Raw genomic sequence first — 12382 nt, 5'->3', positions numbered from 1 at the left:
AAATCAAACGGCGGGCGAGACGTGCTGTCTCGCGCGCCTGAACCTGTAAAGGCTCATTCGTGGCGAACATCAAGTCCCAGATCAAGCGGATCAAGACCAACGAGAAGGCCCGGCTGCGCAACAAGGCCGTCAAGTCCTCTCTGAAGACCGCGATCCGCAAGGCCCGCGAGGCTGCTGCCGCGGGTGACGTCGAGAAGGCCACCGAGTACACGCGCGCCGCGTCGCGCCAGCTCGACAAGGCCGTCTCGAAGGGCGTCATCCACAAGAACCAGGCCGCCAACAAGAAGTCGGCGCTTGCTTCGAAGGTCGTTGCCCTCAAGGGCTGAGTCCTACTCGACTTGACCGCCGGAAGGGACCAAGCGGGCCCTCTCATCCGCTCCTGACCGGCACCCCCGGATCCGTGCGCGGCCTGCGTTCGCCACGCGGGCACGGATCCACAGGCTTGAACCGAGGGCCCCGCTCGACCTCCTTCCCCAGGAGGGGGAGCGGGGCCTTTGCCTTGTCGGGTGCCTCTGTCCTGTCGGGTGCCTTGTCGAGGAGTCCCGCCGAAAGTCCCGTCGAAAGGCCTACCGAAGAGTTCTGTCGAAGAGTTCTGTCGAAAGTCCTAGCCCCGTCGGGACCGAGCCGCCCGGGCGATGGCCACGACCGCCTTCTCCAGCGCGTACTCGGGGTCATCCCCGCCGCCCTTGACCCCGGCATCCGCCTCGGCGACCGCCCGCAGCGCGACAGCCACCCCGTCCGGCGTCCAGCCCCGCATCTGCTGCCGCACCCGGTCGATCTTCCACGGCGGCATCCCCAGCTCGCGGGCGAGATCGGCCGGGCGGCCCCCGCGCGCGGAGGACAGCTTCCCGATCGCCCGCACACCCTGCGCCAGCGCACTGGTGATCAGGACCGGCGCGACCCCGGTCGACAGGGACCAGCGCAGCGCCTCCAACGCCTCCGCCGCCCGCCCCTCCACGGCCCGATCGGCCACGGTGAAGCTCGACGCCTCGGCCCGCCCCGTGTAGTACCGGCCGACGACGGCCTCGTCGATCGTCCCTTCGACATCCGCGGTCAGCTGGGACACCGCGGACGCCAGCTCCCTCAGATCACTTCCGATGGAGTCGACGAGCGCCTGGCAGGCCTCCGGTGTCGCGGACCTCCCCAGCGCTCTGAACTCGCTCCGCACGAACGCCAGCCGGTCCGCCGGCTTCGTCATCTTGGGGCACGCCACCTCCCGGGCCCCCACCTTGCGCGCGGCGTCGAGCAGCCCCTTGCCCTTGGCTCCGCCCGCGTGCAGCAGCACGAGGGTGATCTCCTCGGCCGGCGCGCCCAGATACGCCTTCACGTCCTTGACGGTGTCGGCCGACAGATCCTGCGCATTGCGTACGACCACGACCTTGCGCTCGGAGAAGAGTGACGGACTCGTCAGCTCCGCGAGCGTGCCGGGCTGCAACTGGTCCGGGGTGAGGTCCCGGACGTCCGTGTCGGCGTCGGCGGCCCTGGCGGCGGCCACCACCTCCTGCACGGCACGGTCGAGCAGGAGATCCTCCTGGCCCACGGCGAGCGTGAGGGGGGCGAGAGGGTCGTCTTGTGCGGTCTTCTTGGCCATCCCTGACAGCATCCCACGCGCCACTGACACCAAACGCCGCACAGTCGGGCCCGGCCGGCACCGGTGCCCCCGGCGACGCGCGAGGGGTCGGACGACGCGTGCCCCGCCGACGGCATCCGCGCAGCCGACGCACCACCCGCACGCCCCGCACGGCGTCCCCCGTCCAAGGCCATCGCGCGGCCGACGCACCAGCCACACGTCCACATGTCCGCACATCCACGCGTCCGCACTCCCGCGTCGTGCGCCCCCGCCCGGCACGCGGCACCCCCGCACCCCCGTGACCCCCGCCCCGTCGGCACCCCGGCAGCTCCTGCTCCCCGGCACCCCAGCACCCCAGCACCCCAGCACCCCAGCACCCCAGCGGAGCCTGACGCGGCGGAGCCTGAACCGGCGGACCTTTACGGTTCCTCGCGCCAGCCGTCCCACTCCGCGGCGAACTCGTCCAGCTCCTTCGGATCGAGCCGCTCCTCGGAATCCGTCAGGACCACCAGCCACTGCGCGTCCTCGGCGTCGTCCTCACCGGCCAGCGCGTCCCTGACGAGCTGCGGTTCCTCCGCGAGCCCGAACCGGTCGCCGACCGCCTCCGCCGCCTCTTCCGCCGCGTCGCGGTCGGGCAGCACCAACACATGTCTCACGTCACTCACGAGGACATTTTCCGCTACGTCCGGCCGGGCCGACGCCCGGGTCCGTCATGGCGCCGGATCCGGTCAGGACTTCCGCACCTCCGGCACCTGGTCCAGTTCGATCCCGAAGCGCTCCCGGTAGATCGCCAGCACCTCCTCGTCCGTGGCCGGCTCCGTCACCTCCTTCGTCCCGTCCGCCGCCGTCACCGTCAGGCTCCGGCCGCTGAGCGTGATCCGCCCTCCGTCCTCCGTGACCCGCGAACACACCGTCGAGCGGCCGAAATGCGACATCGGCGAGGTGCTGTGCCACCAGGCACCCGCCACGAAGTCCCCGAGCACCCGCGGCCGCACCTCCAGGCGGTACTGCGGCCCGGCGTCCCGGATGACGTCCAGGTCCTCGGCCTCCCGTCGCCCTCCGACTCCCCGCACCCCCGCCGCGTCGGGTCCCGCCTCGACGACCCTGAACGTGCCGCCCGGGTCCGCCTGTTCGCTCCGCTCCCCGAAAGCCAGCGGATAGTGGCTGTGCGCCCCGAAGCCGACGTCGGCAAGCCAGTCGCCCCCGTCCACCGTCCGCACCCGCAACGCGAGGTGGTCGTAGGGAATCCCCAGCCGCCCTTCTTCCCCGTACCCCCGCGCCGAGAGAAGCGTCACATCGAAGCCCAACGCCCCCAGCAACGCCCCGAACAGGCCGTTCAGTTCGTAGCAGAAACCTCCCCTGCGGGCGCCGACCACCTTGTCCAGCAGGCGTTTCTCCTCCAGCACGATCTCCTCGCCGAGATGGATGGACAGGTTCTCGAACGGCACCGTCTTGAGGTGGCGGAGGTGCAGCTCACGCAGCACCCCGGAGGTGGGCCACGCCGGGTGCTGGGCCCCGATCCGGCGGAGGTAGGCATCAGCCTGTGCGGAATTCATGACCTCAGTCTCTCGCCACGCCCAGCTCCGCGCCCGCACCGACGACAGCCAGTGCCCCGTCCTCGTCCGTCCGCAGCACCACGGCGCCCCCCGCACGCAGCGCCGCGACCGTGCCGGGAGCGGGATGCCCGTACGGGTTGTCCCTCCCGCAGGAGATCAGAGCGATGCGCGGAGCTGCCCTCCGTATGAGCTCCGGATCCTGGTAGGCCGAGCCGTGATGGGCGACCTTGAGCACATCCACGGCCGCCAGCCCGGCGGCGACGGGCGACCTCAACAGCGCCCGCTGGGCCGGTGGTTCGAGGTCCCCCAGGAGCAGCATCCGCAGTCCGGCCGCGCGCACGAGCAGGGCGACGCTGGCGTCGTTCGGACCGTCCGGCACAGGGCCCGGCGGGCTCGGCCCCGGCCACAGCACCTGCCATTCGAGGCTTCCCGTCCGCCGTCGCTCCCCGGCCACGGCCCGTGTCACCAAGATGTGCCGCGCGGCCGCCTCCCGTCGGACGAACTCGGCCTGGTCCGGCGGCTCCTGGAACCCGGTCGTCTCGATCGCCCCCACGGAACGACCGCGCAACACCCCCGGCAGCCCCGCCACATGGTCGGCGTGGAAGTGCGTGAGTACGACGAGTGGAATCCGGGTGACCCCGAGCGCGCTGAGGCAGTGGTCGACCAGTCCCGGGTCCGGTCCGGCGTCCACCACCACCGCGGTGCCGTCGCCCGCCGCCAGCACCGTCGCGTCGCCCTGCCCGACGTCGCACATCGCGAACCGCCAGCCGGGCGGCGGCCATCCCGTGATCACCCTGGTGAGGGGTGCCGGCCGCACCACGATGAGCAGGAACACGACGAGGCACACACCGATCGCCCACGGACGCTTCAGGAGCCGTCGGCCGACGAGCACGACGACCGCCGTGACCAGGGCGAGCAGCACCGCCCCCACCCAGCTTCCCGGCCAGTCCACGGCCCCACCGGGCAGGGCCGCACCGGCTCGGGCGATGTCCGCGATCCACCGGGTGGGCCAACTCGCGCACCACGCCGACGCCTTGGCGACCGCAGGGACGAGCGGGGCGGTCGCCAGCGTCGCGAATCCCAGCACGGTGGCCGGCGCGACGGCGAACTCCGCGAGCAGATTGCACGGCACCGCCACCAGGCTCACCCGTGCCGACAGCACGGCGACGACCGGTGCGCACAGTGCCTGCGCGGCTCCGGCAGCCGCGAGCGCCTCGGCCAGCCGCGGTGGCACCCGGCGCCTGCGTAGCGCCGCACTCCAGCGCGGGGCGAGCGTGAGCAGGGCACCGGTCGCCAGGACGGAGAGCAGGAAGCCGTAGCTACGGGCCAGCCAGGGGTCGTACAGCACCAGTAGCAGTACGGCCGTGGCCAGCGCGGGGATCAGTGATCTACGGCGTCCGGTCGCGACGGCGAGCAGAGTGACCGCGCCACAGGCCGCGGCCCGCAGCACGCTCGGATCGGGCCGGCAGACGATCACGAAGCCGAGCGTGACCGCGCCGCCCAGCAGCGCGGTCGTCCGCAGCGGAACGCCGAGCCGTGGTGCGAGGCCGCGTCGCTCGGCACGCTGGGCGAGGCCGGGCGGTCCGATGAACAGGGCCAGCAGGATCGTGAGGTTGCCGCCGCTGACCGCGAGCAGATGCGTGAGATCGGTCGCCTTGAACGCGTCGTCCAGCTCCGGCGTGACCCGTGCGGTGTCCCCCACCACCAGCCCCGGCAGGAGGGCCCGCGCGTCCGCTTCCAGTCCGCCGGTCGCCTGCCGCAGTCCCTCGCGCAGCCGACCGGCGAACCGCTGCGGCCCGGACGGCTCCCCCACCACCTCCGGTGGCCCGCTCCCCCGTACCCGCAGCACCGCCGCGACCCGGTCCCCGTCCGACTCCGCGGGCGCCAGCCGCCCCGCCACCCGCACCCGGGTGGACGGTAGGAGCGACAACCAGGGCGACCGCCGGCCGGCCGGCCCGGGCGAGCCTCTGGGCGACCTCGCGTCGACGATCACCAGCACCGGCGTACGCGTCTCCACGTCTCGCCCGCTCCCGTCCGCCCGCGTCACCCGCCGGATCTCGGCGTCGAACAGCACGGCGGTGGGAGCCGCGTGGTCCCCCTTGATCCGGGGCCGGGTGAGCCGTGCGTCGGAGGTGATCTCCGCCTCGACGGTCACCCGGGCGAACTGCCGCGCCAGGGACGGGACCGGCCCACGGCGCACATCCGCCCCGTGCAGCCCCGCGGAGGTGGCGGCTGCCGCGGCGCAGAGCAGCACGGCGGCGGCGGACGTCCTCGGCCATACCCGCGGCGTCGCCCGTGGCCGCGGTCCGCCCCGTCGGCCCGTGCCGCGCGTGCGCCTCCGTCCCGTCGCCAGCAGGGCGCAGGCCACGGCCACGCAGCCCACCACCACGCCCGTGGTCCAGCCGACCGGCGCGTCCAGCGTCAGCGCCGCCGTCACCCAGGCCGCCAGCGCGGGCGGCACGAGTCGCAGGTCCGCCGGCCCTTCCTCCTGAGGATGCGCCATGCCCAGCCGCCTGCCGGAGGCCGCGTGCACGGCCCGGCGCGTCGTCGCACCGCGGGTGTTGGCCCCGTGACTCTCACCTCCCTGGCGGATGATCTCTGTCTCGCGCGTGCTCCCGTCGTCACGGAGGACCCCTTCGGCGCGGCGGTCCCGGTCGTCATGGAGGTCCCCGGTCTCGGGGGTGTTCCGAGGCTCGGGGACGGTCCGGGTCGCGGGGACGGTCCGGGTCGCGGGGACGGTCCGGGTCGTGGACACGGTCCGGTCCGAGGCCGTCCGCTCAGAGCGACGCGTGGGCCCGCTCACGGCCGCACGAGATTCTGCAGATCGGCGAACCGGCGGTCCCCGATTCCCTTGACCTCGCGGAGCTCGTCGACCGAGCGGAAACCCCCGTGCTCGGTGCGGTACTCGATGATGTGCTGGGCGAGCACCGGGCCGACACCGGGGAGGGTGTCGAGCTGCTCCACGGTGGCCGTGTTGAGGGAGACCGGAGCCGATGGCGCCGCCCCGGAGCCGGCTCCGCCCGCACCACCGGTGAGGGAGCCGCCGGTGGCCGGCCCGGCCGCGGGTGCGGGAGCCCCGACGACGACCTGTTCGCCGTCCACCAGGAGGCGTGCGCGGTTGAGACCCTCCGTGTTCGTCCCTGGCCGCACCCCGCCCGCGGCCCGCAGCGCGTCCTCGACCCGCGACCCGGCCGGCAGGCGCTGGAGCCCAGGGCTGCGCACCTTGCCGCTGACGTCCACCACGATCACGCCCCCGGCCGGGCCCGCGGTGTTCGCCGCCCCGGCCGGGCCGCCCGGCTCCGCCGACGACGGTTCCGCGACTCCACTTCCGCCTTCCGCCCCCTCCCGTCCGCCGAGAGGAGCGACCGCCCGCACCGCTTCGGGAACCCGCACCGGCTGGGTCCGGCCGGCCCAGAAGTGCTGCACAGCGAAAACGGCGGCGACGACGAGCAGCACACCGAGCGCCGCCACGCTCCGGCGCTCCAGGCCGCACCTCGACTGCAGCCACAACGGCATCCGCTCCCGTACGGCGAGCCCGGCCCGGTGCCGCCACTCGGCCGCCGCGCCGCGCGCGGGAACGCCGGTACCCGCGGGACCGCCCGTGTCCGATGCCGGGGCCTCTTGCCCCGAGGGTCCGCCGGGCGAGGGGACGCCACCCCACAAGGGCCGGTTCTCGCCCCAGCCCTTGGCGACCCCGAGCCCCGCCGAGGTTCTCGCCCTCGGAGCTCCCACGTCCCGGTCCACCCCCGGCGGTCCGTGCCCCAACTCCCCTTCCTCTCGCTCCGATTGAGAGAAGAGCGCCCGTGCGCGCAGGCGGAGCGCCTCGGCCGGGGCGTCGTGGCGCCGAACGTCGGCGCGGGAGCGGCCGCGCAGGTGGGACCGGCGATGGTGGGTGCGGCCGTCGGAGACGGGACCGCGCCCCGGTCCACTGGTCGGTGTGGCTGTGCGTGAGCGTGATCGAAGTGCCATGCGTCGAGGATCCGGCACACCGCCGGCTCGCGATGATCTTGCTCAATTCCGGTGGACCACGGACGAATTGTGGACAACTCCGTCACCCGCAGGGGTCACGGCCGACGTACCCGACGTACTCGATGTACCGACGTGGCCGGCGCCGCCGACTCAATCGACACGATCGCCGACGGCCGACGGACGCCACGGCCGACACAACCGTCACGGCCGGAGAATCAGCACGATCGCGAACGGCCGACACCATCGCCACGGCGGAGCGATCAGCACGGACGCCACGGCCGGCACGGCCGGCTCAGCAACTCCTCGCCCTCACCGAGGCGAGACGACCGCCCCCAACAACCCGGGCCCGGTGTGCGCCCCGATCACCGCCCCGACCTCGCTCACATGCAGATCGGCCAGACCCGGCACCCGTACCCGCAACCGGTCCGCGAGGGTGGACGCCCGCTCGGGGGCGGCCAGGTGATGGACGGCGATGTCGACCTGGGCGCTGCCCGCGCGTTCGACCACGATCTCCTCCAGCCGGGCGATCGCCTTCGAGGCTGTCCGTACCTTCTCCAGGAGTTCGATGCGGCCGCCGTCCAGTTGCAGCAGCGGCTTCACCGCGAGCGCGGAGCCGAGCAGCGCCTGCGCCGCACCGATCCGGCCGCCGCGGCGCAGATAGTCGAGGGTGTCGACGTAGAAGTACGTGGAGGTGCCCGCGGCCCGCTTCTCCGCGGCCGTGACCGCCTCGTCGACGGTGCCTCCCGCCTCCGCGGACTGGGCCGCGGCCAGCGCGCAGAACCCGAGCGCCATCGCGACCATCCCCGTGTCCACCACGCGCACGGGCACGGGCGCCTCACGCGCCGCGAGGACCGCGGCGTCGTAGGTGCCCGAGATGTCGGCGGACAGATGGAGCGAGACGATGCCGGTCGCGCCCGACTCGGCGATCGCGCGGTAGGTGGCGGCGAAGACCTCGGGGCTGGGCCGGGACGTGGTGACGGGGCGCCGCTTCTGGAGTGCCTGGGCCAGGGAGCGGGCCGAGATCTCCGTGCCTTCTTCGAGCGCCTGGTCGCCAAGGACCACGGTCAGGGGCACCGCGGTGATGCCGTGGCGCTCCATCGTCCGGGGCGGCAGGTAGGCCGTTGAATCGGTGACGATCGCGACATGGCGGGACATGAGCTGGAGGTTACCCGCCGGGGCGCCCGGACGGCAGCCCGGCCCTCTCACCTGGGGTCCAGGTCGGGTCAAGTCGTGCTCTCGGGGCGGGGCTTCTTCTGCCAAGGGTAGGTGGGACGCCGCCCCGGCGGGGTGATGGCGGAACGCGTCTGCTCGTCGGCCGGGCGCGGTCGAGGGGGCCCCGGCCAGGTCTGGCTGTCGGAAGCTGTCGCGTCCGGAGCCGGTGCCTCCGGCCAGGAGGAGGTGGGTTGCGGCTCGGTCGTCCAGTGCCGCAGCGCGCCCGCTTCGACGTCGATCTGCGCGCTCAGCGAGTCCAGGTCGTCCTCGGCGAACCGGCGGGCCCGGTCCCGCGCGGCCCAGCGCAGCGAATCCGCGGACCCGGTGATCCGCTCGGTGCGCTCGCGCAGTCCGGGCAGGCGCGTGGCCAGGGTGCCCTTGTCCGGCTCCGTCTCGAGGCGCTTGAGCTCGTCGTCCAGCTCCCGCCCGTGCGCGCTGAGTCGCTCGAAGAGCCCCAGGGACTCCTTCAAGGACTCGTCCTCGCCCACGCCCGCGTGCAGCGCGTCCTGCGTGGCCCGCATCGAGGTGCGCAGCTTCAGCCGCAGCTGGGCGATCTCGCCGGCCGGGCCGAACTGGGTGAAGGTCTTGGCGCGAAGGGTGCTGTCCTCGACCGTGCGGCGGGCCTGCGAGATCGTGCGGTCCACGCCGCGCTTGGCGGCGCCGATCACCTTCACCGTGGCGTACGCGCCCAGGACCACGAACAGCAGGAAGAGCAGAGCGATCACTGCGATCACGGCTTCCACCACGCTCCTCCTCCCGACGGTCGCGGCGGCTGCCACGACACTCTTCAACGGTAAACGCAACGGGCAGGTCCGGAGTTCCGGAAGAACCCCGAACCTGCCCGTAGGGGACTACCCCGACGTCCCGGCCCTGAAGGGGCCGCCGGACGGGGAGACCGCACGTGGACTCGCGCGCGGACCTGCCCGCGGGTCCACGCGAACCCGCCATGGACACCTGTGAGCAGCCCGCGCGCGGACCCTCCGGCCGCCTTAGCCCGTAACGATGTTCACCAGCTTCGGCGCCCGCACGATCACCTTGCGGATGCCGGCGCCGTCCAGCGCCGCGACGACCTTCTCGTCGGCCAGCGCGATCTTCTCCAGCTCCGCGTCGGAGATCGACGGGGAGACCTCCAGGCGCGCCTTGACCTTGCCCTTGATCTGCACGACGCAGGTCACGGCCTCGTCGACGACGTACGCCGGATCGGCCACGGGGAAGTCCTGGTGGACCACCGTGTCCGAGTGGCCCAGCTTGCGCCACAGCTCCTCGGCGATGTGCGGGGCCAGCGGCGCGATCAGCAGCACCAGTGCCTCGGCGACCGTGCGCGACACCGGGCCGCCCGCCTTGGTCAGGTGGTTGTTCAGCTCGGTGACCTTGGCGATGGCCGTGTTGAAGCGCAGGCCTTCCAGGTCCTGGCGCACGCCGTCGATCGCCTTGTGCAGGACCCGCAGCGTGTCCTCGTCCGCGTCGTCCTCGACGACGGTGACCGAACCGGTCGTCTCGTCCACGACGTTGCGCCACAGGCGCTGCAGCAGCCGGTACTGGCCGACCACCGCGCGCGTGTCCCACGGGCGCGACACGTCCAGGGGGCCCATCGCCATCTCGTACAGACGCAGCGTGTCCGCGCCGTACTCGTCGCAGATCTCGTCCGGAGTGACCGCGTTCTTCAGGGACTTGCCCATCTTGCCCAGCAGCCGGGAGACCTTCTCGCCCTGGTGGTAGTACGCGCCGTCGCGCTCCTCCACCTCGGCGGCCGGTACGGCGATGCCGCGGCTGTCGCGGTACACGAAGGCCTGGATCATGCCCTGGTTGAACAGCTTGTGGAACGGCTCCGCGGAGGAGACATGGCCCAGGTCGAACAGGACCTTCGACCAGAAGCGCGCGTACAGCAGGTGCAGCACGGCGTGCTCGGCGCCGCCGACGTACAGGTCGACGCCCCCGGTGGGCTGACCCTCGCGCGGGCCCATCCAGTACTGCTCGATGGCCGGGTCGACCAGCTTCCGGTCGTTGTGCGGGTCCAGGTAGCGCAGTTCGTACCAGCAGGAACCGGCCCAGTTGGGCATGGTGTTGGTCTCGCGGCGGTACTTCTGCGGGCCGCGGCCGTCGCCCAGGTCCAGGGTGACGTAGACCCAGTCCTCGTTGCGGGACAGCGGCGTCTCCGGGGAGGTGTTCGCGTCGTCCGGGTCGAAGGTGCGCGGTGAGTAGTCCTCGACCTCCGGCAGCTCCAGGGGCAGCATCGACTCGGGCAGCGCGTGGGCGACACCGTCCTCGTCGTAGACGATCGGGAAGGGCTCGCCCCAGTAGCGCTGCCGGCTGAACAGCCAGTCGCGCAGCCGGAAGTTGACGGTGCCCTCGCCGATGCCCCTGCGGGCCAGCCACTCGGTGATGCGCGCCTTGGCCTCGACGACGCCCAGGCCGTCCAGGGAGATCTCGGCACCCGAGGAGTTGACGATCTTCGCGTCGTACGAGGCGAAGGCGTCGTCCCAGGTCGAGGGGTCGGTGCCCCGGTCGTCGCTCGGCTCGACGACGCAGCGCATCGGCAGCTCGAAGGCGCGCGCGAACGCGAAGTCGCGGGTGTCGTGCGCCGGGACGGCCATGATGGCGCCGGTGCCGTAGCCCATCAGTACGTAGTCGGCGATGAAGACGGGGATCCGCTCGCCGCTGACCGGGTTGGTGGCGTACACGCCGGTGAAGACGCCGGTCTTGTCCTTGGCCTCGGCCTGGCGCTCGACGTCCGACTTCGAGGCGGCCTGCGCGCGGTAGGCGGCGACGGCTTCGGCCGGGGTGGCGTGAGCGCCGGTCCACACCTCGTGGGTGCCCTCGGGCCAGGCCGCCGGGACGAACTTGTCGACCAGCGGGTGCTCGGGGGCCAGCACCATGTAGGTGGCACCGAACAGGGTGTCCTGACGCGTGGTGAAGACCGTGATGGCGTCGCCGTCGACCGGGAAGTCGACGCGGGCGCCTTCGGAGCGCCCGATCCAGTTGCGCTGCTGCAGCTTGATGGCCTCGGGCCAGTCCAGCGCTTCCAGGTCGTCCAGCAGGCGGTCGGCGTACGCCGTGATCCGCATGTTCCACTGCCGCAGCTTGGCCTTGAAGACGGGGAAGTTGCCGCGCTCGGACCGGCCGTCCGCGGTGACCTCCTCGTTGGCCAGTACGGTGCCCAGCCCGGGGCACCAGTTGACGGGCGCGTCGGAGGCGTACGCCAGCCGGTACTCGCTCAGGGCGTCGGCGCGCTCGGCGGCGGTCAGCTCGTTCCACGCGCGCGCGTGGCCGTCAGCGCCCGCGACGGCGCGGTCGCCGCTCTCGAACTGGGCGATCAGCGCGGAGATCGGACGGGCCTTGCCGGCCTCGTCGTCGTACCAGGAGTTGAAGATCTGCAGGAAGATCCACTGGGTCCACTTGTAGTAGTCCGGGTCGATCGTCGCGAAGGACCGGCGCTTGTCGTGGCCCAGGCCCAGCGCGCGCAGCTGGACCTTCATGTTCTCCATGTTGGCCTCGGTGGACACGCGCGGGTGCGTGCCGGTCTGCACGGCGTACTGCTCCGCGGGCAGCCCGAAGGCGTCGAAGCCCAGGGTGTGCAGGACGTTGTGACCGGTCATCCGCTGGAAGCGGGCGAACACGTCGGTGGCGATGTAGCCCAGCGGGTGGCCCACGTGCAGGCCCGCACCGGAGGGGTACGGGAACATGTCCATGATGAACTTCTTGGGCTTCGCGACCAGCGCGGGATCACCGGCCAGGTCACCGCTGGGGTTCGGCGCCTCGTACGTGCCCTCGGCGTCCCAGAAGTCCTGCCAGCGTGCCTCGATCTCCGCGGCCATCGCGGCCGTGTAGCGGTGCGGCGCTGCCACCTCGGAGGCGGCAGCGGGGTTCGTCTCGCTCATGATCCTCAAAGCTCCATCGATCGTCTCTGCCAGCGGCTCAGAAATGAAAAATCCCCTCGCACAGGAGGGGAGGCCGCGCCGATTCCGACCACGGGTCGTCAGTGGTCGGGACTGATCAGCGCGGCTCACTAAGCAGAAGGCGTACGGCACGCATGGCGTCAGGGTACCGCAGCACCCGCGCGCGTCGCGACGGGCTT

9 protein-coding genes are annotated in these 12382 nt (G+C 72.4%); 1 reads left to right on the top strand and 8 read right to left on the bottom strand.

Annotated elements, in window-relative coordinates; genetic code table 11:
- The first annotated feature begins 59 nt into the window (after positions 1-59).
- Positions 60-326, top strand: coding sequence for a 30S ribosomal protein S20 (rpsT, locus tag OG199_RS27690; protein WP_168528058.1), 267 nt, complete (start codon positions 60-62; stop codon positions 324-326).
- A gap of 278 nt (positions 327-604) precedes the next feature.
- Here the strand turns inward: rpsT and holA are convergent, their stop codons facing one another.
- From holA to leuS, 8 genes are all read right to left on the bottom strand, one after another.
- Positions 605-1591, bottom strand: coding sequence for a DNA polymerase III subunit delta (gene holA, locus OG199_RS27685; protein ID WP_356801032.1), 987 nt, complete (start codon positions 1589-1591; stop codon positions 605-607).
- Between the two features lie 398 nt (positions 1592-1989).
- Entirely contained in the window at positions 1990-2235 is a 246-nt protein-coding gene (locus OG199_RS27680; protein WP_153290665.1) for a hypothetical protein, read from the bottom strand.
- A gap of 63 nt (positions 2236-2298) precedes the next feature.
- The gene (locus OG199_RS27675; protein ID WP_356801034.1) at positions 2299-3126 is read right to left on the bottom strand and encodes an arylamine N-acetyltransferase; all 828 of its coding nucleotides are present in this window, start codon (positions 3124-3126) and stop codon (positions 2299-2301) included.
- Positions 3127-3130: 4 nt separating this feature from the next.
- Positions 3131-5629, bottom strand: coding sequence for a ComEC/Rec2 family competence protein (locus tag OG199_RS27670; RefSeq protein WP_405834691.1), 2499 nt, complete (start codon positions 5627-5629; stop codon positions 3131-3133).
- Between the two features lie 296 nt (positions 5630-5925).
- Complete coding sequence (locus tag OG199_RS27665) at positions 5926-7095, bottom strand: helix-hairpin-helix domain-containing protein (RefSeq protein ID WP_405831762.1); 1170 nt, start codon at positions 7093-7095, stop codon at positions 5926-5928.
- 309 nt (positions 7096-7404) lie between these two features.
- Positions 7405-8250, bottom strand: coding sequence for a DegV family protein (locus OG199_RS27660; RefSeq protein WP_356802099.1), 846 nt, complete (start codon positions 8248-8250; stop codon positions 7405-7407).
- A 68-nt stretch (positions 8251-8318) separates the two neighbouring features.
- Positions 8319-9041: a hypothetical protein gene (locus OG199_RS27655; RefSeq protein WP_405834689.1), complete on the bottom strand. Its 723-nt coding sequence runs from the start codon at positions 9039-9041 to the stop codon at positions 8319-8321.
- Positions 9042-9296: 255 nt separating this feature from the next.
- A complete protein-coding gene (gene leuS, locus OG199_RS27650; protein ID WP_401799158.1) occupies positions 9297-12185 on the bottom strand; it encodes a leucine--tRNA ligase in 2889 nt (962 codons plus the stop codon).
- Positions 12186-12382 lie beyond the last annotated feature (197 nt).

It is taken from the genome of Streptomyces sp. NBC_01176, from assembly GCF_045039825.1.
Lineage (GTDB): Bacteria > Actinomycetota > Actinomycetes > Streptomycetales > Streptomycetaceae > Streptomyces.
Note: the sequence above shows the minus strand (reverse complement) of the source record. Positions and strands in the feature narration are given on the sequence as shown.